Origin of the sequence: Pseudoalteromonas sp. T1lg23B (assembly GCF_002964665.1) — a bacterium.
Taxonomy (GTDB): domain Bacteria; phylum Pseudomonadota; class Gammaproteobacteria; order Enterobacterales; family Alteromonadaceae; genus Pseudoalteromonas.
Window position 1 is genome coordinate 246,448 of sequence record NZ_PQBZ01000002.1, and the last position, 20,489, is coordinate 266,936.

19 protein-coding genes are annotated in these 20,489 nt (G+C 43.0%); 15 read left to right on the forward strand and 4 right to left on the reverse strand.

The window, feature by feature from the left end:
- Positions 1-14 precede the first annotated feature (14 nt).
- From accB to cutA, 4 genes are all read right to left on the reverse strand, one after another.
- The gene (accB, locus tag C2M32_RS01450) at positions 15-473 is read right to left on the reverse strand and encodes an acetyl-CoA carboxylase biotin carboxyl carrier protein (protein WP_105166758.1); all 459 of its coding nucleotides are present in this window, start codon (positions 471-473) and stop codon (positions 15-17) included.
- 17 nt (positions 474-490) lie between these two features.
- Positions 491-952: a type II 3-dehydroquinate dehydratase gene (aroQ, locus tag C2M32_RS01455; RefSeq protein WP_105166759.1), complete on the reverse strand. Its 462-nt coding sequence runs from the start codon at positions 950-952 to the stop codon at positions 491-493.
- 203 nt (positions 953-1,155) lie between these two features.
- Positions 1,156-2,949 (reverse strand): protein-disulfide reductase DsbD, encoded by a 1,794-nt coding sequence (locus C2M32_RS01460; RefSeq protein WP_105166760.1) that lies wholly within the window; start codon positions 2,947-2,949, stop codon positions 1,156-1,158.
- A complete protein-coding gene (gene cutA / locus C2M32_RS01465) occupies positions 2,949-3,269 on the reverse strand; it encodes a divalent-cation tolerance protein CutA (protein WP_105166761.1) in 321 nt (106 codons plus the stop codon). Before cutA ends, C2M32_RS01460 begins: the two co-directional genes overlap by 1 nt.
- A 172-nt stretch (positions 3,270-3,441) precedes the next feature.
- Between cutA and C2M32_RS01470 the strand changes: the two genes are divergently transcribed.
- From C2M32_RS01470 to C2M32_RS01545, 15 genes are all read left to right on the forward strand, one after another.
- The gene (locus tag C2M32_RS01470; RefSeq protein WP_105166762.1) at positions 3,442-3,942 is read left to right on the forward strand and encodes an FxsA family protein; all 501 of its coding nucleotides are present in this window, start codon (positions 3,442-3,444) and stop codon (positions 3,940-3,942) included.
- 115 nt (positions 3,943-4,057) lie between these two features.
- The gene (locus tag C2M32_RS01475; protein ID WP_070986334.1) at positions 4,058-4,345 is read left to right on the forward strand and encodes a co-chaperone GroES; all 288 of its coding nucleotides are present in this window, start codon (positions 4,058-4,060) and stop codon (positions 4,343-4,345) included.
- 51 nt (positions 4,346-4,396) lie between these two features.
- A complete protein-coding gene (groL, locus tag C2M32_RS01480; RefSeq protein ID WP_105166763.1) occupies positions 4,397-6,043 on the forward strand; it encodes a chaperonin GroEL in 1,647 nt (548 codons plus the stop codon).
- 1,057 nt (positions 6,044-7,100) lie between these two features.
- Entirely contained in the window at positions 7,101-8,762 is a 1,662-nt protein-coding gene (gene ltrA / locus C2M32_RS01490) for a group II intron reverse transcriptase/maturase (RefSeq protein ID WP_105166765.1), read from the forward strand.
- 141 nt (positions 8,763-8,903) lie between these two features.
- Entirely contained in the window at positions 8,904-9,131 is a 228-nt protein-coding gene (locus C2M32_RS01495) for a DUF2188 domain-containing protein (protein ID WP_105166766.1), read from the forward strand.
- Between the two features lie 196 nt (positions 9,132-9,327).
- Positions 9,328-9,510: a hypothetical protein gene (locus C2M32_RS01500; protein ID WP_158678072.1), complete on the forward strand. Its 183-nt coding sequence runs from the start codon at positions 9,328-9,330 to the stop codon at positions 9,508-9,510.
- Between the two features lie 95 nt (positions 9,511-9,605).
- Entirely contained in the window at positions 9,606-10,364 is a 759-nt protein-coding gene (locus C2M32_RS01505; protein WP_105166768.1) for a hypothetical protein, read from the forward strand.
- A 29-nt stretch (positions 10,365-10,393) separates the two neighbouring features.
- Positions 10,394-10,891 carry a hypothetical protein gene (locus C2M32_RS01510; protein ID WP_158678073.1) on the forward strand — a complete coding sequence of 166 codons (498 nt, stop codon included), beginning with the start codon at positions 10,394-10,396 and terminating at the stop codon, positions 10,889-10,891.
- A gap of 34 nt (positions 10,892-10,925) precedes the next feature.
- Complete coding sequence (locus tag C2M32_RS01515; protein ID WP_105166770.1) at positions 10,926-11,429, forward strand: hypothetical protein; 504 nt, start codon at positions 10,926-10,928, stop codon at positions 11,427-11,429.
- A 14-nt stretch (positions 11,430-11,443) separates the two neighbouring features.
- Positions 11,444-14,008 carry a hypothetical protein gene (locus C2M32_RS01520; RefSeq protein WP_105166771.1) on the forward strand — a complete coding sequence of 855 codons (2,565 nt, stop codon included), beginning with the start codon at positions 11,444-11,446 and terminating at the stop codon, positions 14,006-14,008.
- Positions 14,009-14,415: 407 nt separating this feature from the next.
- The gene (locus tag C2M32_RS01525; protein ID WP_105166772.1) at positions 14,416-15,468 is read left to right on the forward strand and encodes a S41 family peptidase; all 1,053 of its coding nucleotides are present in this window, start codon (positions 14,416-14,418) and stop codon (positions 15,466-15,468) included.
- 192 nt (positions 15,469-15,660) lie between these two features.
- Positions 15,661-16,638 carry a serine hydrolase domain-containing protein gene (locus C2M32_RS01530; protein WP_158678074.1) on the forward strand — a complete coding sequence of 326 codons (978 nt, stop codon included), beginning with the start codon at positions 15,661-15,663 and terminating at the stop codon, positions 16,636-16,638.
- Between the two features lie 238 nt (positions 16,639-16,876).
- Positions 16,877-17,317, forward strand: coding sequence for a hypothetical protein (locus C2M32_RS01535; RefSeq protein ID WP_105166774.1), 441 nt, complete (start codon positions 16,877-16,879; stop codon positions 17,315-17,317).
- A gap of 35 nt (positions 17,318-17,352) precedes the next feature.
- Positions 17,353-18,393 carry a S66 family peptidase gene (locus C2M32_RS01540; protein ID WP_199886093.1) on the forward strand — a complete coding sequence of 347 codons (1,041 nt, stop codon included), beginning with the start codon at positions 17,353-17,355 and terminating at the stop codon, positions 18,391-18,393.
- Positions 18,394-18,573: 180 nt separating this feature from the next.
- Positions 18,574-20,478: a flavin monoamine oxidase family protein gene (locus C2M32_RS01545; RefSeq protein WP_105166775.1), complete on the forward strand. Its 1,905-nt coding sequence runs from the start codon at positions 18,574-18,576 to the stop codon at positions 20,476-20,478.
- Positions 20,479-20,489: the final 11 nt, after the last annotated feature.

A 20,489-nucleotide genomic window follows, 5' to 3' on the forward strand; every position in this document is an offset into this window, starting at 1 on the left:
TTCTTATTGCGTGATTATTCGATAATGAATAGTGGCTGGTCGAACTCTACAGGCTCACCGTTTTCAACAAGAATCGCTTTAACTACACCTGATTTGTCGGCGACAATTTGGTTCATCATCTTCATGGCTTCAACGATACATAGCGTGTCGCCTTCTTTCACATTTGAACCTACTTCAACATAAGCTGGTGCTTCAGGAGAAGCCGCTGCGTAGAAAGTACCTACCATTGGTGATAGTACTTGATGACCAGTTGGTGCAGCAGGCGCTGCTGGTGTTGCGTCAGCCGGTGCCGCAGCAGGAGCAGGCGCTGCTACTGGTGCAGGTGCAGCAGCAAACTGTTGTGGCTGCGCCATAACGGGTGCGTTGCTGTAACGGTTGATACGTACTGACTCTTCACCTTCAGTGATTTCTAATTCAGCAATACCTGATTCTTCTACTAATTCGATAAGTTTCTTGATCTTGCGAATATCCATAATGACCCGCCTGTTAGTTAATTTGCGTTATTTCTGTTGTGCAATTTGCTCACCGCTGCTGTTAGAGCAGCTTCATAGCCAATTGCGCCTAATCCACATATCACCCCTTGCGCCACGTCGGAAAAATACGACTTATGGCGAAAAGGCTCACGTGCATACACATTGCTGATATGCACTTCATAAAAAGGTATGTTGACACTTAATAAAGCGTCTCGCAGCGCTACACTGGTGTGTGTAAATGCCGCGGGGTTGATGATAATGGCATCAATTTTTTGCCATGCATCATGTATGGTGCTGATCAGTTCAGCCTCACTGTTACTTTGCAAATGAGAGAGAGTTACGCCAAGTTGTTGAGCGTGTTCATCTACTCTGGTCATTAGCTCATCAAGTGTGAGCGTGCCATAAGTCTGTGGCTCACGGTGACCAAGCATATTAAGGTTTGGCCCATTTAAGACTAAAATCTTGAACTTTGCAGTCATAATCCGTGAAAACCCCTTAAATTGAAATTAACGTGATTTTTTATATTAATTAATAAATAACTTAAGCTGTTCAGACCAAAATAGCAACTTTTTCTCACTTTAGCTGTGTATTATAGATATTTCGCGGTAAATAGCAGCAAAATACTGGTCTAATCAGAAGGGGAGTCGCTGGTCAAACATGACCAGCGAGTAGTATAGGAAGGTTACTGTACGGCAACACGCACCTTTTCTAAGTGCTTTGCAAATGGCTCAGGGCCCATAAAGCCTGTTACTCGTAGGTTTGGTAGTTCATTGCCTTGAGCGTCAAAGAACAACATGGTCGGTAATCCAAAAACGTTAAACTCTTTCATAATTTCAACGCTTTTATCATCATTCTGCGTTAAATCTAGTTTCAATAATGAAAAGTGTTTGAATTGTTGTTGCACCTCTGGTTCAAAGAATGTGTATTTCTCAAACTCTTTACAAGCCACACACCAGTCAGCATACAAGTCGACAATGGCGATTTGACCATTGTCGTTGGCCTGATCAATGGCCTCTCTTAAGGCATCTAGATCTGCGACTAATTGAAACTTTTTCTCGCCTTGGGTGGCTTGTGTCACATTAATTGTTTTGCTTGGCCAAATGAGGTGTTTACTCACCAGCAATGCACTGACTAATAGTAGTGAAGCGATACCCCACAGCGCGGTTTTTAGCAATCCGCTAGTTTGTTGGCTTTGCCAATGATGTAAATATAGAGCTGTCGCAAGCATCAGGCCACTGGCGAGCCACAGGATAATATCAAAGTCGACAATACGTTCTAGCAGTATCAACGGAACCACCAGCATGATGAAGCCAAATAACGTTTTTACTTGTTCCATCCACGCGCCCGCTTTTGGTAATAACTTGCCGCCGGATGTGCCCAGCAGCAGTAAGGGTAAACCCATTCCTAAGCTCAGAGCGTACAGCGTAATACCGCCAATAAAATAGTCACCACTTTGTGCAACATAAAGCAGCGCAGCCGAAAGTGGGGCGGTGGTACATGGCGAAGCAATTAAACCTGAAAGCACGCCCATAGAGAACACGCCTAGATAATTGCCCCCTTTTTGTTGATTACTGATAGCTGTAAGTCGACTCATTATGCCGCTGGGTAACTTAATTTCGTACCAGCCAAACATCGCCATAGCCAATAATACAAACAACAAACTAAAACTAATGAGTACAGCAGGGTGCTGAATATAGCCTTGTACCTGTCCACCTAAGGCTGCTACCACAAGTCCAAGTAGTGCGTAGGTTACCGCCATCCCTTGTACATAAACAAATGACAATGAGAACGCACGCTTGGTAGATAGCCCTTTTTGCCCTGCTATGAGGCTAGATAAAATGGGGAACATAGGAAAGACACAAGGCGTAAATGCTAGACCAACGCCTACCATAAAGAAGATAGCTAAATTCGCCATTAAACTTTGGTTTGCGAGGCGCTCTGTAAAAGAGAGGTCTTCATCGGAAGACGTTGCTTCTTTATTTGTATCGGTTTTCGTTGCTTGAGCATGAGCAGCAGGTTTTCCACTATCTTGTACTATCGCCAGTGGCGACAAGGGAACGGTGATCACTTCAGGAGGGTAACAGAGCCCAGCCTCAGCACAACCTTGATAGCGGATTTTTACCACCGCATCATCACCAATATTACTGAGTTTTGATACCACTGAAAATGAATCAAAGTATACTTGAGTCCTACCAAAAAACTCATCTTCAATCTCGACACCGTCGGCATACTCGCCCACGCTGATATCCGCGTTTTTGGCGATGATCTCTACTTTCTTTTTATATAAGTAATAGCCTGGTGCTATATCCCATCCAGTGAATAAAATATTGCCCTGCTGGTTAAAATCAAATTTAAAAGCTTTATCGACGGGCAAGAAGGTGTCTTGCTGTGGAGCTAGTAAGCTATTCAAAACATCATTATTGGCCTGTGCTGGTAACAGCCATATAAGCGAGAAAACAAATAACAGCGCGCGCATTAATTCAATACCTCGTCCATCCAGTGAAAGTAAGCAAGGTTGCCAGCGGTTACATCTAATACCTGAATTTCAGGTACTTCATAGCTGTGTAACTCTTTGATGGTTTGTATCACCTTACTTATTTTGTCTGATTTGGTTTTTATAAATAATTTAGTTTCCGTTTGTTGCACAACCTCGTTTTGCCACATATACACCGATTCTACGGCGGGCAAAATATTCACACAGGCAGCCAGTTTCTGGGTGATCAGCTGTTTGGCTAGCTGGCGAGCGTCATCTTGGTTTTCACAGGTCGTCAAAACCAACTTGTAATGGGGAGCCATGCTCTATTCCTTTAACAAAAATATGAACTTTCGCCATAGTAGCTCAAACTATCATCTATCCCAAGTGTCTATAGATGAAAGCAAAAATACCTAACTTAGCAATGTGGGGTCGTTTGTGCTTGAAATGAGACCGAGTCACCCATATTTAAGTTTCATTAAATTAGGAGAAAGTATGTTTCGGATTTTATTTGTACTGTTTGTTGTGGTGCCGATCATTGAAATTGCGCTGCTTATTCAGGTCAGTGACATTATCGGCGGGTTTGCGACCATCGCCTTGGTGATCTTAACCGCAATGTTTGGTGCAAAGTTGGTAAAAACACAAGGGTTGAGTGCGTATAGCGACGTACAGGGGCAAATGGCCCGTGGTCAGATGCCCGCCAGAGAATTATTTACGGGGCTGTGTGTGATCATCGCGGGCGTATTATTGATGACACCGGGAATCGTGACTGACGCCCTCGGATTTATGCTACTAACCCCAGCCATTCGCACAATGCTGGCGAAAACATTAATGAAACAGATGACGGTAAAAATGCACGCTACTATGCAGCGCTCGCAAAATGCTTACACAGAACATGAGCAGACACCGCCATTTGAACACCATGATCAACAATCAAAGCAGTCAACCCAGCGCCCATCTAACACCATTGAAGGTGAGTACGAGCGAAAAGATTAAAAAAATTTTTATTTTTTGACTTGGGTTTTATAAGCCGCATCCCCATAAATGATGGCAACTTAGTTTTAAAGAATTTTTCTGTAGTTGTTCAGAAACTGTTAGGAGAACATAACAAATGAACATTCGTCCTTTACATGATCGCGTAATCATCAAGCGTCTTGAAGAAGAAACAAAATCTGCTGGCGGTATTGTATTAACTGGCTCTGCCGCAGAAAAGTCAACTCGTGGTGAAGTTATCGCTGTAGGTAATGGCCGCGTGCTAGACAATGGTGAAGTAAGAGCGCTAGAAGTAAAAGCGGGCGACACCGTGCTATTTGGCTCTTATGTTGAAAAAACTGAAAAGATCGAAGGTCAAGAGTACCTGATCATGCGTGAAGATAACATTTTGGGCATTGTAGGCTAATCCTACTTTTCACTTTTCAAATTAACCAAATTTAAATAGGAATTGATAATCATGGCAGCAAAAGAAGTTTTATTTGCAAACGATGCTCGCACAAAGATGCTAGCGGGTGTAAATATTTTAGCAAACGCGGTACGCGTAACGTTAGGTCCTAAAGGTCGTAATGTTGTTTTAGACAAGTCATTTGGCGCACCTGTGATCACCAAAGACGGTGTATCTGTAGCGAAAGAAATCGAGCTTGAAGACAAGTTTGAAAACATGGGCGCACAGATGGTTAAAGAAGTTGCATCAAAAGCAAACGATGCAGCGGGTGACGGTACAACGACAGCGACAGTACTAGCACAATCTATCGTAAACGAAGGTTTAAAAGCGGTTGCAGCTGGCATGAACCCAATGGACCTTAAGCGTGGTATCGACAAAGCGGTAGTAGCAGCAGTAGCTGAACTTAAAACGCTATCAGTACCATGTGCTGACACTAAAGCAATTGCTCAAGTTGGTACTATTTCTGCGAACTCAGACAGCGAAATCGGTGACATCATTGCCAATGCAATGGAGAAAGTAGGCCGTGAGTCTGGCGTAATTACTGTTGAAGAAGGTCAGTCGCTAGAAAACGAACTAGACGTTGTTGAAGGTATGCAGTTTGACCGTGGTTACTTATCACCTTATTTCATCAACAATGCTGAAAAAGGTGCGGTTGAATTAGATAACCCACACATCCTATTAGTTGATAAGAAAATCTCTAACATTCGTGAATTATTACCTACGTTAGAAGCGGTAGCTAAAACCAGCAAGCCACTACTTATCATCGCTGAAGATCTTGAAGGCGAAGCGTTGGCAACATTAGTTGTAAACAACATGCGCGGCATCGTGAAAGTTGCAGCGGTTAAAGCGCCGGGCTTTGGTGACCGTCGTAAAGCAATGCTACAAGACATCGCTATCCTAACCGGTGGTACGGTTATCTCTGAAGAAATCGGCCTAGAGCTTGAAAAAGCGACAGCGGAAGACTTAGGTACAGCGAAGCGTGTTGTTATTACTAAAGACGACACAACCATCATTGATGGTGCTGGTGAGCAAGAAGGCATTGATGGCCGTGTTGCACAAATCAAAGCTCAAATCGAAGAAGCAACTTCAGACTACGACAAAGAGAAGCTACAAGAGCGCATGGCAAAACTTGCTGGCGGTGTTGCAGTAATCAAAGTTGGCGCAGCAACTGAAGTTGAAATGAAAGAGAAAAAAGACCGCGTAGAAGATGCACTACATGCAACTCGTGCAGCGGTTGAAGAAGGTGTTGTACCGGGTGGTGGTGTTGCGCTAGTACGTGTAGCGAGCAAGCTTGCTGATTTACGTGGCGACAATGAAGATCAAAGCCACGGTATTAAAGTAGCACTTCGTGCGATGGAAGCGCCACTTCGTCAAATCGTATCAAACGCTGGTGACGAAGCATCAGTAGTTGTAAACAACGTTAAAGCAGGCGAAGGTAACTATGGTTACAACGCAGCAAATGGCGAGTACAACGACATGATTGAAATGGGTATTCTTGACCCAACTAAAGTAACGCGTTCTGCACTACAGTACGCAGCATCAGTCGCGGGTCTTATGATCACAACTGAAGCCATGGTTGCTGAACTACCTAAAGAAGATGCTGGTGCACCTGATATGGGCGGCATGGGCGGAATGGGTGGTATGGGCGGCATGATGTAGTGCGACGAGAGTCGCGTAGGTCGCTAACCTAGCAGGCTACACCGTAAGCAAGTACTTATGTACTTGCTCACCCACCTGCAAAAATTAGTAGTCGAAATCCGTTGGTCGGATCGCACAATCCGATCAACGGCATTCTCGAAAGAGAAGGTTCGCCTGATCGTTATTGTCGGTCAGCATAAAGAAAATGGGCGCAAAGTGTTAATGTCTGCGCTGCCCTCAACACGTAGGTATCTAGAAGCATAGTCTTTTGTGCGAAAGGGAAAAAGAACGGCGGCGTAAGCCTGCCGACAATTTTAACCTTCGAGGATACTCCCGTCTGCTTGCCACTTCTGGCACGACTTATTGGAATTTTGCTGCTGGAGCGATCTCCGGCGTAAGCTGTTGTAGTTATTGTCTCACCGCTTTGCTTCGGCATTTCGGTAGCGAGACCTGTTATACGGCTAACAGTAGCCTAGGGATAGTGCGATGAGGGTAACCCCATGGTGCAAAGCTTCCTGACAATGTACCCCTGTGTAAACGGTGTCTTAACTCGTGAGAGTGGGCATAGTTGGCTAACAATAAGCTGGCTGGGGGCTAGGCTGGGCAATATGGTTAACGTAAGTGAACTGTTGATAAATACCGTCAACCGCAAAGAGCGAAATATTGTTGATACGCTCTGACCAAAAGGTACGTGGTCGGTTAATCCTTTTACATCTGGGATTACGCCGTCTTATGACCACCGGTAGATAGACAGAACCTACGTTGCTCGTGTAACTGCAATGGAACTCGGTAAGCCCGATTATGCGCCTAATTGCTGGTAACAGTAACACAGGCAGGCAATCCGTAAGGAGCGCTGTTGGATAAGCGGGTAAAGGATGTCTGACCAAGCGAAGGCTGAACTGTAATGGTTCGGATAGGGGTTCTAACTTTGCCCTAACTCGAAAGAGTGCCAAATTCAGACTGGTCTTTAATCGTGTGAAGGCGTGTAAAGCCATCTAACAAATTAACCCAAGCGGGGATTAGCTATCCCCGTAAGGGCTTGGCTTTTCTCCATTTTGTGGTTATGGAGGAAAGCAAGATGAGTACGGAATGTATGTTCCATGTACCTGCGTTCTCCCACCAAGCAAACAGCTGGCATACCATTGATTGGTATTCGGTTGAGCGCAAGGTGAGAGGGCTACAAGTACGGTTCGCGAAGGCGACGAAGCAGCAACAGTGGCGCAAGGTGAAAGCCCTGCAACGCATGTTGGTGCGCTCGTTTGCTGCCAAGGCATTGGCAGTTAAACGGGTAACTGAAAATCGAGGCAAAAGGACTGCCGGTGTCGATGGGGAGTTATGGAGTACACCTGAGAGTAAATGGCTGGCGCTATTTCGATTAACGCGTAAGGGCTATAAGCCCAAACCGTTGAGGCGAGTTTATATTCCTAAAGCGAACGGCAAGCGTCGACCGCTTGGGATACCGACTATGCTCGACAGAGCCATGCAGGCGTTATACCTGCTGGCGCTAGAGCCAGTGTCGGAAACCACCGCAGACAGAAACAGCTATGGCTTTCGTCCAATGCGCTCAACGGCAGATGCGATTGAGCAATGTTTTGTGAATCTCAGTCGCAAGCATTCTGCCAAATGGGTGTTAGAGGGGGATATTAAAGGGTGCTTCGATAACATCAGTCATGACTGGCTACTCGCCAATATTCCATTGGATAAACGAGTACTCGGAAAATGGCTGAAAGCCGGTTACATGGAATCCGGTAAATTGAATCCGACTGAAGCAGGGACACCGCAAGGGGGAATTATTTCTCCTGTGTTGGCCAATATGGCCCTTGATGGTTTGGAAGTGGTGCTTGAATCCCATTTCGGGAAGAAAAACACTAAAGCCAGCTACAAGACCAAGGTCAACTATGTGCGATATGCAGATGACTTCATTATTACTGGTATCTCGCAAGAGTTGCTGGAAGATGAAGTAAAACCTCTCGTTGAAGCCTTCATGGCGGAACGAAGGCTGACGCTGTCGCCGGAAAAAACGGTGATAACCCATATTGACGAAGGGTTCGACTTTTTGGGACAGAACTTACGCAAGTACAAAGGCAAGCTTTTAATAAAGCCGAGCCGAAAGAACCTGCGGACGTTCCTCCATAAAGTCAGAGACTTAATTAACGGAAACAAAACGGTGACGGCTGGTTTGCTGATATACATGCTCAATCCTGTACTTCGGGGCTGGGCTAACTATCACAGACATATAGTTGCCAAAGAAACCTTTAATTATGTTGATTATCGGGTTTGGAAAATGCTTTGGAAGTGGTGCCGACGGCGGCATAAAAATCGTCGCTTTCACTGGGTTAAGTCTAAATACTTTAAAACAGTGGGCAAACGCAACTGGGTATTTTCCGGTAAATGGGAGGAGTCGAAAATGCTTCGCCTGTTCTCATGTAACGATGTGGTGATAAAGCGACATACCAAGATAAAAGCAGAGGCTAATCCTTATGACTTGGCATTTGAGGAATACTTCGAGCAGCGCTTAGAGCGAGCTTGGCGTGAATCAATGCAAGGCAAACGTAAAGTCTTATCGCTTTGGCTCAGACAGCAGCAATGCTGCGTCATGTGCCGTCATAAAATTACCAAAGAGACGGGATGGAATATTCATCATATCGTGGAAAGGGTCAAAGGCGGAACTGATGAAATGAGCAATTTAGTATTGTTGCACCCTAATTGTCATAGGCAACTACATTGCATGGATATATAAACACTATGTTTTTATATACACCGTATATATAGTGTCTTTGCGTTGTTTTTGGTCTATATGTTGAGTTTTTTGAATCTTGTACTACGCTTATTAATGTGGTGTTTGCCATTTATAAAGTTAACAAGCTAAAAGGATCCTGTTATGGGAAAAAATCAACATGTTGTAAAACGTCCAGAAGGTTGGGCTGTGAGAGGAGAGAATAACTCACGTGATACTTCTCTTCATCGCACTCAAGAAGATGCAAGAAAGGCTGCTCGAGAAATTGCTATTAACCAAAAGAGTGAAGTAGTTATCCATAGACCAAATGGTCAAATTAGAGATAAAGACTCTTACGGTAACGATCCTTGTCCGCCAAGGGACAAGAAGTAATTTCCAGCTTCGGTTCGCCGGTCTGTACTCAGGTACTGGCTTATAAAGGCTTGAGCCGTATGCGGGGAAACTCGCTCGTACGGTTCTTAGGGGGCGGCGGTGCAGTAATGCACTGCTGCTACCCGACATAAACATCACCTCCTAAGCACTAAACGCTTTTTAGGAAAACCCTAACAGTTTGATGTTAGGTTTTTTTGTGCCTGAAATGTGGAAAAGCTTCATTATTTGGGTGGGATTAGAGTGGGGGTTAAAAGGTATTGATTCTATAAAATCAATAATGAGAATAAATTATCTTATTGAAATTTTTATTAAAAATAATGATTTGGCGCAAGGTGATGCAATTTTACGCTTTAGAGTACTCGCACTTTTGTTCAATTAGGGTACACTGGGCATACCGCTTTCAGGTATACTTTTCTGTAAATGGTACATCTGAATTTATCCAATTTTCAAAAACAGTTATATGGAGCTAATTGAGTGAAACTTGTTTTAAATGCCTGTTTTGTTACTTTCATTATTCTTTTTTTTGCGGTTATTCCAAACGCAAATGCAAACAACTTCAAGCTAAATAAATCGCGTATTGTTTTTGAGCAAGATGATCGCAGAGCGGAATTAAAGATTTATAACGAATCTAACAAGTTACAAAGTTATAGGATCCTGTTGACTGAAATGGAAATGAATCAAGAGGGTAACCTAGTACCGGTAGAGGAATATCCCTATTCTGCGAAAAAGTATTTACGTGTCGGTCCGCGGGTTGTGCGGGATATTCCACCAAACAGCTTCGCACGTATCAAATTGATCAAAAAAGGGGTTAAAGAGCGTGGTGAGTTTCGCTCTCATCTACTCATAGAGGCAATAAAATCAGAGGTAGCGAAGCAAGTGGCGGGCGTTTTTATTCAGCCTAACGTCAAATATGTGATCCCGGTGTTTGTACGCAATTACCCCGATGAAGAAAAGGCCAACGTTGTACTAGAAAAGCACTTTGTAGACAAAGAGACAAATACATTATCACTGGCGTTTAAACGTGAAGGCTTAGGTTCATATAGTGGCAACTTAGTTGTGAAAGATATGAGCGGAAAAGAATTGTATCGTGTTAATCAAGTGAGTATTTACCCAGAGTTACAGCAAAGAACTTTTAATACCACCATTTCTGCGGATGAGTCAAAACAGCCTTTATCGGTTGTATTTGAAAGCCTTGAACAAGGTAATGAGATTCAATTTCAATCAAATATTTAATGTGCTTGGATAATATGGATGTGAGCAGCATGAGAAAAATAATACCACTTGTATTTTTAGCTTTTATGGTCGCAAAGAACGTGAGCGCCAGAGAGTTCGGTACCAATGTTAACTTTGAAGCGCAAAATACCCCATTAGAAATCACAGAGCGAAAATCGATGGAGTTTCCCGATTTGGTTGCTGATAACGCAACCAGAAACGGCGCGAAGTGTGAAGTCTATGGTGTTGTTAATTCAGGTACTAATGAAACGTCTCTTTGTCCTGGGCAAATTGGCCGCATGGGGGAATTCAAAATTTCTGGTGCGCCAAATGGGACAGTGACTGTAACCCATACGGCTGATCAGACCATTAACGGGTTAAGATTTTCAACCAATTCGAGTGCACAACCTGTACTCAAACCACTGACTTTAGATTTGAAAGGGGAAGCGACATTCTTTGCGGGTGGCGTTATTACCTTGGTTGACAAAAGTGCTACACAAACGAATTCTTACCAGTTTTTCTACGATGTGTCTGTGGCATATCAATAACACCAAAACACCAAAACATTAAAAAGGAATCAAAATGAAAAAACTACTCATGACAGCTTCATTGCTTACTTTGTCAGGTTTAGCTTGTGCGCAGGAATACACAATTGATGTCAATTTACAGGTTGAGGAAGTTGCACTGGGTTATCGTGAAACTCAACTGTTAAAATTCCCACCGCTGACTGTAAACCGTGCGACAGATGATGGTGCATATTGCAATGCGCACTATTTACAGCCAAACGTGATTACATCGGCTGAACAATCACTTTGTTTTAGAGCGACAGAAGGCCAATCGGCACTGTTTACGCTTGAAGGTGTACCTCATGCAGATATTACATGGCACGCATCTGCACCAGAGCAAACAGTTGATGGTTTGAGCTTCTCTATTTACGATTCATCGGTTAAAAGTGGCAAGCTAAATAGCGATGGTGAATTGGTTGTTAACTTCTTAGGTCAAATCAGACTAACAGATAAAGAAGCTGCACTACAAGCTGAAGGTGCAAAACAGTTTACCTACGACTTTGTTGCCGCTTATCAATAAATTAGACATAGCTAGTGGAGAACACTCCACTAGCACTTTTGATCAACTCATTCCCAACCTTTCCTAACGCGAACGTGATTTTTAAAATAGTCAGACTTTGTTTTGCCGCACTGTTGCTGAGCGCTACCTTTGTGGTTGAAGCGGAAGATTACCTAGATTATATTTTTGCTGACTTCAAAATTGATAATCGCATTATATCCTCTGAGCTTGAGTTAGTGACGCGCGATTACAGTGAATTTTATCTTGCCTTAACAAGCTTTAATGAGCATTTAGCGTGTACGCTTAGCTTAGACACCGGCGAACGCTTGTTAACTGGTGACTTTTGGGGGCAAGCCGTTTCACTCACATTAGAGTCACAGGCATTCCTTGTGGATGAAGGCGATGTGTACTTGAATATCAATGTGCTGACTCATTTTCCTGTAGAATATGAATTTAATCACGCCAAGCAATGGCTCTCCATCTTTACCGACGATAAACATCCCAAGACTCAGGAAATTATACGTGAGCAACGCAAAAATTTAATTGAAGCAATTAAAGAGCGACGAAAAGAAATATTAGTTAAAAGTGATAGATACGAAATTTTCACGCCGCCTAATCTGGACATAAACCTCGGGATGAAAAATAAAGATAAATTAGAACAGTCTATATATGCGCAAGCAACGGGAGACTTTCTCTTTCATCAAGCCAGTATTCAAGTAAGTTCCAGTAGCAACCAAAAGCCACAAGGTCGTGCCATCTTTGCGCGCAAATTTGAGGTTGGATTAACGCCGATGAGCTATGAGTTTGGCGATATAAAAATACCACAGTCGGCGTTTATTCCAATGGTGTCATCTGGTTTGGGTTTTTACATTGGACAAGATGCGCGACGTAGCCAAAAACTCAGAGATAATGTGAATGGATATACCCTACCCGGCAGTGAAATAGAACTAATCCAAGGGGACTATTTGGTAGATTTTACTGTGGCAGATGAAAGTGGTTATTACGAATTTGACAAGCTGGATTTTAGGCGATCTGAAACGTCATATTTCATCAAAATCATCGCACCTGATGGCAAAACAACGCGCCAAGAAATCAAAAAGCCGACTTGGAAAGGTTTAAAAGTCGGGCAATGGTCCCCTGAGTTTGTGTACATGGATGCAGGGGCGTACGTGTTAAACAAAACGCGTTCCAAGCGCGATGACCGTTTTGCCATGATTGGCAGCAGCTATGTGTTTGATGAAGAACAACTTGTTAGAGGGGGCGTAGAACGGCATGAAACGAGTTCAGGTACTTACAATGTTCCATTTGTCGACTATGAGTTTATCAGTCAGGATGGCTCTGAGCTATCGAGTAAAATTGGCTTTGCTGACGAGTTGTTGCATGAAAACCAGCTCAGATGGGTTGTCAATTCGGCACATTCACTAGACCTTCAAATAACGCGTAGCAAGGCTTACGACCATATACAAAATAGCAAAACGTTAGGGTACTACTTCACTGATGATAAGCGACGCTTTCAATCTGTTTATGCTCACTCATCAGGTATGGGGGTGACTGAGAAATCAGTGATGTCTCAGTTAGGATTGAGTGATGTAGATAAAAGTTTTTTGCTGACTTGGGATAAGAAAATTGTCAGTCAAAGTGCCGATAGAGTGACTTTAGTAACATCTGCAAACGGTACATGGGGAGCGGTCAACTTGTCACTGAGCAGAGAATTTCAACAGCAACATCAAGACTACCTATCGTTGAGTTATTCAAAACTCATTAATGGTTATAATTTTTCCGCGTCAGCTTCTTACTCCACGAGGCAATCTAAAGCTGCTACCTATATGCGTTTATCTAAATCGTGGGGGAAGTTTTCTAGTAGTTTTTCAATTTCAAAATCAGAAAGTCAGCAGTTCATAGTGGGTTTGAATATCGCCTTTTCATTTAATGCCAAAGCGCCGTTTGAAACCCTCAATAGTCGTTCATATCGCAATGGTGCAACGATAAAAAATTGGGCATTTCTGGATGGAAATTATAATGGTAAGTGGGATGAAGAGCTCAATGAGCAAACTATTCCAGGCGTCCGCTTGGAAGCGCAATCAAGTGTTGCAGCAGATATAGAAATAGATGAGCGTTCTCATTTGTTTGGAGTGGATGCGTATGACCCATCTTTATTTCAAGTAAATTCGGAGCAAGTCGATAATCCATTCTTGATTCCGCTTTATCCATCAATTCAAGTCGAATCTCATCCAGGGGGCCGAGTAGATGTGGCTATCCCATTACAGCTGTTTTATGAAGCGGAAGGGGAAATAATTTTGCTAGATAAAACGGGACAAGCAAGCCGTCATACTGGCTACGTTGCTTTGGAGCTTGTTGATCTCGACTCAAAAAGTGCACCTGTCAGAGTGGCTTACACGGAGAAAGATGGCTTTTATATCGTCGATAAAATCAAGCGTGGACGCTATACATTGCGCGTCTCAAAAGAATACCTTGATGAGAGCAACATGACGTGTTCGCCCTGTGAGCAATCAATTGACACGCAAAGCGCGGGTGACTTTATTATGTACGTCAGTGATATTGTGTTGCGAGAGCACGAGGTTAACAATAATGAAGAGTGAGCAGCTAAAAATCACCAACAAATCTGTTCTGTGCAACGACAAAATACAGAGAAAGATGCTCACACAAAGCGATATATCACCAAGAGCCTGCGTAAAATAAACCTGTTTTGTTACCTAGATATATTAGAGTATAAAAACACCGTATATTTGAAGTGATTATACTGATACAGCGCTTTGTCCAATCTGTGACATTGACTCAGTATTGAGCTTGATGGTTCGGTTATCCAATTACAAAAGAGTTCCTATCAGTAATACAATAAATATGTTTCAATGAGTAACGGGCACATAATAAGTCACTGTAGTGTGGAACTTAACAGCCAGTTTTCCTCACAGCGCTTGTTATTTTAGCTAACGATCAATAGCCCCAAAATGGGGTGTTACGTAACCATGCAAACAGAGGAAGTAAAATGAAAATTAGGGATAGTATTATAGGGGCGTACTTGGTTATTTTGTCCCCGTTGGTACATGCTGACATCAATTCTATTGATAGAACTAATATATTGAATGCGCTTACAGATAGCATTGAGCAACAATATGTTGAAGTAAAAAAGATAGATGAAATCTCAAGCGCTCTTGCAACATTTAAAACTAGCCCTGCATTTACTAATAGCCAGTCACAAGAACAACTTGCGTCTTTATTGACCACAGAATTGCAAAAATTTGATAAGCACTTTGCTGTGCAATGGCGAAACCCAAATGAAAACCAAAATGATAAAACAACGCGTGAACCTTGGTTTAGCAAATTAAGTCGGAAAAACTCAGGCTTTAATCGAGTCGAAATACTCGATGGTAATATAGGTTATATAGATTTTTGGGGGTTTGATGCATTATCTGAGGATTCAAAAAAAGTAGTCGAAGGTGTAATGGGGTTTGTCTCTAATACAGATGCCCTTATATTCGATCTCCGTAAAAACGGTGGCGGTAGTGCTGAAATGGTGCAATTTATTAGTAGCTATTTTTTAAAACCGAATACTCATTTAAATAGTATTTATTGGCGCACGACTGACTCCACCCTTGAATTTCGTACCTTGGAGAGCGTTAATGGTTCAATCAATTTAGCGATACCCATATACCTATTAACGAGCAGTGAGACATTTTCAGCAGCAGAAGAATTTGCATATAACTTAAAGCACCTTGAGCGGGCCACTTTGGTGGGGGAATCAACCAAAGGGGGAGCAAATCCTTGGCAGTATTATGAGTTAGGAAATGGCTTTAGAGCGGGTATTCCTATCGCTAAGGCAATTAATCCGATAACAAAAACAAATTGGGAATCAGTTGGCGTTAAGCCGCACATTGAAGCGTTACGCGATAATGCCTTCAGTGTGGCGTATAAAATAGCACTTGATGAAGTTAAAAAGTCAGCAAGTGATGAATACCAAATAAAGGAAATTAATGATCAGCTTGAGGAGTTATCGCATAACAAGCCACTCATCGCGACGCCAAAAAACAGTGCGAAATAGTGGTGCGTTAAATGCCTGTCTTGCTTAAAGCTTAGGAGTTTTTGTGAATCGATTAATAACCCAATCCATATCATTGCTATTTTTGACTTCATTAATGACCGTTCTGGCTTCTTGTAAAAGCTATGATGCAGTAACGTTTGAGGCAAATACGAAATCTAAATTATTGAATTCATAGATGGAAATGTTGGTCAGGTGGTCTCAATCGCTATTGTAGATGCAGAAAATGTTTACCAATATCATTTAGGGCAATTAAGTAATGGTGATATTCCGAACAACCAAACAATTTACGAAATTGGCTCTATTACCAAAACTTATACTGGGTTAGTTGTTGCTAAAGCCATTCTAGACGGGAAAGTTGAGCTTGATATAGATATCCGTCATTACCTGAAAAATAATACATACGAAAATTTAGAGCTGTCCAATCAATATATCACCTTACGACATCTTATGACTCATACCAGTGGGCTTCCAGAAGATTTTGCGTACAACCGCGAAGATATTAGGCAAGGCACCTATTTGCAAAAAATATCAAAATATACCAGAGACAATTACTTTGATGATCTTAGCAAAGTGACACTTAACGCTATACCTGGTGAGGAATATCAATATTCAAACTCCGGCACTAATTTAGTTGCGTATATTCTGGAATCTGTGTACCAAAAACCTTTTGACTTACTTTTATCTGAAATCATAACAACCAAGTCTGGCGAGAAGCTTACCAAATTTAGGGGAACTCACTATGAGCCAGGTGAAATTACACAGGGAACAGACGGAGAGGGTAAAAAAATGCCTTTGGCCAGCGCATATTGGTTTGCAGATGGAGGGCTAACCTCAAGCGTTGAATCACTCACTCGTTATATTCAATATCAGCTATCTTCAGCACCAGAGGTGGCTATTTCTCATACACTTCTGAATGAGAGTTGGAGTGGCCATGGTGCAGCATTTTATTGGTATACAGATGAATACGATTCAAATGAACAAATGTTATACCAAAGCGGCGGCTCAATGGGGACTTCTAGTTGGCTTGCCATTTATCCGAAGAAAAACATGGGTATCTTCATGGTTACAAATGTCGCAAGTGGCAATACTCAGCAAGAGTTAGAAGACATTGCAGATAAAGTTATTGACCATTTAATGGCTTATAACAAAGCAACAAAGTCGGCTCTGTAGCAGCTAGTCCAATTTGTTTCATATTTTTGCAAGCTATCACTCGCCGCTGGATGAGTATCCGTTGGTCAACATCACCACCTACACCTAGTTACGAAAACCCCGGCGTCTGCCGGTTTTTTTGCTTTTACATCATGTACTTTAAGCTTAGTCATATATTTACAAAACGATGTTGCCGTATGCGGCGCTTTTCGATACTGTTCCTAAAATAACAATACAAAAAACAATGAACAGTAACATTATGAAGCAGATATTATTGGGTGTATTGGTGCTATTTTCGACGCTGGTAAGCGCCAGCCAAGTAGAAAACTTAGCAAAAGAGCAGCTACAAGAGCGTGTACATGTGATCAATACGCTGCAAAACGCTATCTTAATGAAAGACTCGAAGGTGGCGGATGTTGACGCGCTATTTGCTAATTTTACCGATGACTTCGAATATGTTCATGAAGTATATGGAGGTACATATTCAAGGCAACATTTGTATGATAATTACGTTAAATTTCTCCATGCTGGAAATTATAAACGCACAACACCGCGATATAAGATTATGACGATGCTTGCAGGTCATAATGCCGTTGCAGTGGAGCGTCAGCAAATGCTCGATGGCAAGCTTGAAAGTCACCTAAGCGTCTTTGAATTTAAGGGACGTAAAATATCTAAAATCATTGAATATTGGCAGTAATATCTGTTCAAAATAATACGGAATGTCGACTCTTTATGCGTAACATAATCTATCCATCGCCATTAAACTCTGGCAGTAAAATTGCAGTGACTGCATTTTCATCGGGCGTTGATGAAACATGCCACCCGCGTTTAGAGCGGGTTTTGGCCCACCTGCAGGATAGAGGGTTTGAGGTCATTGAAGGTGAATGTCTACGTGAGAATGTAAAACATGTCAGCGCTTCACCCGAGCAAAGAGCACAAGAGCTAATGACCTTTTTATGTGACGATAGCATTGCTGCGATTGCTCCTCCTTGGGGCGGTGAATTTGCGATGGACATTCTGCCACTGTTAGATTTTGAACGTTTGAAAACAGCCAAGCCTAAATGGCTGTTTGGTTTTTCTGACATCAGTACCGTGCAGCTTGCGCTTATGAGTAAACTCGGCTGGTCAAGTGCCCATTGCAGCAACTTAATGCAGTTACATCCCGATGAAACAGAACAACTAACTGCGCAAACGCTCACGTATTTAATGCAAGCGCAAAGTGGTTACAGTTGTGTGCAAAACGCTTCAAAGTATTATCAGCTCACTGGCGAATCATTTGCTAGCAACCCCAATGCAACGCTTCAGCTTACCGAGCGTACAACGTGGCAAACCTATCCCTCTGGGGAGCAGGAGTTGATCCAAGGGCGCTTGATAGGGGGTTGCTTCGATACCTTACAGTATTTAATCGGTACACCTTATCTTGATTTAACTGAGGTAAAACAGAGCTTTGCGCCAGAGGGGATTATTTTATATATCGAAAATGCGGAGCTGTCTCCAACCGCCTTTAAGCGAGCATTGTTAAGCTTAAAATTCAAAGGCGTGTTTGCACAAATTAACGGCCTGTTAGTGGGCCGTAATGCTGTGACGCACAGCGCTGGCAAAGACATTACGTCACAACAGGCTTTGGATGAGGTAATTGGCAACCTAAACATTCCAGTGATTTACGATATGGACATAGGTCACTTATCACCCAATTTAACGTTGTTTAATGGCGCTTACGCACACATTTGTGTTCGTGATGGTTGTGGTCAAATCACACAGACGCTCAAATAATTCTATCAAGCGGTAAACACATACACGGTTTATCGCTTCACATGCCCTCTCTACCGTTATAGCTGTGTAACACTTTGTAATTCGCATTATCAGGTGATTCGACTACGTTTAGATGCAACCGCAAAGCAAGCGGTTATATGGCGGACTGTTCTGCCATATTTTCCTAGGAGGAAGCAAACCATGGATAACCATCAATCACGTGCAAAGTTTCTCAGTCGCCACCCCAATGCAAAAGCACATGCCGCCCTTGATAGCGCAACCAATCAACAGTTTAAAGTCACCCCCGGAGCAATTAAGCTAACTGCCGGTAAGTTTACCGGTAAACAGGCTATTATTATTGGCGCAGGTGTGTCTGGGTTAACTGCCGCATATGAATTATTGCAGCAAAAAACGGGTATGGAAGTGACCATACTGGAAGCGCAAAATCGCACTGGCGGAAGATGTTTAAGTCTTCGCACTGGCGATACGCTCACCGAAGATCAAGACAGCCAGTTATTTAATTCAAAACCAGGTCAAACCCAAGTAGTTCGTTTTCAGCAACCCTTGGGTGATAATCAACCTTACCTCAATGCGGGGCCGGGGCGGATCCCCTCAAGCCATAAGCGTCTACTGTCATACTTAAAGCAATTTGGAGTAGATGTTGAAGTCTATGTGATGAACAGTGAGTCGAACTTAGTACAAATGAAAGACAGCTTTAATGGGTTGCCTTTGGTGTATCGCCGTTTAGATCACAACACGCGAGGCTGGTTGGCACAATTGGTCTATGAAAACGCGGAGCAGTTAGTACGTAGCACTGAGTGTCAAGTTGCGCCAAGTGATATCAACACGCGTGCGGAGCAACTTAAAGAGCTAATGATAAGCTTTGGCGAACTGAGTGCGGATGGGAAATATGTGACCACAGCAGGCCAGCCAGGTTTAGAAAACGGTAAAACGCGCGCTGGCTACACTGAGTTGCCCGGCGTACAGGCTGGTGTGACGGCTGAGCCTTTAAGCTTTAACAGCTTGTTAGACTCAAAATTCTGGGATAAAACCCGCTTTTATCAACCTTCTGACTTTTTGTGGCAGGCAACGCTTTTTCAGCCAGTTGGAGGAATGGATCAAGTACAGCATGCCTTTGCCAGACAAGTGGCAGCATTAGGCGGTACTATTCATTTGAATAGCCCAGTCAAACGTATTGAATGGGATAGTAGCCGCGAGCAGTTTAAAGTATCAGTCAGTAAAATAGGCACTACTGAGTTGGATGTGTATTACGCCGACTACTGTTTTGTGAACATGGCGGTGCCATTTTTAAAAGAGATACTGGATAGATCACTTCAAGATGTACAGTTAGATAGAGGTCTGGACAAGCCGTTCAAACAGGCTCTCAACGCGGTATACAGTGCTCAATTCTTTGATGATAAAGGTGTTCATCGTGATAAGTTTTTAGCCTGTACCACTAAAGTCGGTTGGCAAGCAGACCGCTATTTATGGCAAGGAAGTCAGGTTGATATTCGCTCTCCCGCAGCTTGCCAAGAGCAGCTACTCACCGTACCTGATTCAGAGGTGGGTGTTGTGCCAATTTTTGGCGGGATTTCGTGGACCGATGATGAAATAGTACAAGTCTGGTATCCATCATGTGATTATCATGATCAAAAAGGGGTGCTAACCGGGGCATATAATTTCTCCGAGGTTGCCTATGATTGGGGTAAGTTACCTGTCGATGAGCGTTTAAACAAAGCTCGTTCTGGTGCCAAGCTGTTCGGTAAGGCGTTTGGCGAAGGTCTAGAGCATGGCGTGGCGATAGCTTGGCAAAATATGCCTTATATCAAAGGTGGCTGGGCGCAATGGCATGCGGTTGATGAACATGCGGGTAATGCGGTTGCGCATTTCAATGCCTTAGCACAAGGCAGCAGTATTCATACTGGCCATACACAAACTGCTCCTAACTTTTTCGTCATAGGTGATCAGCTGTCTTCGCTGCCTGGTTGGCAAGAAGGAGCGATAGCAGCAGCACTCAATGCTATCAGCAGAGTTGAACGTCCCGATTTGGCTATACCACATTTATCTTACCTACCAGATACTCGCTTGATGGTTGAAGGTGTCTAACCACAATATTA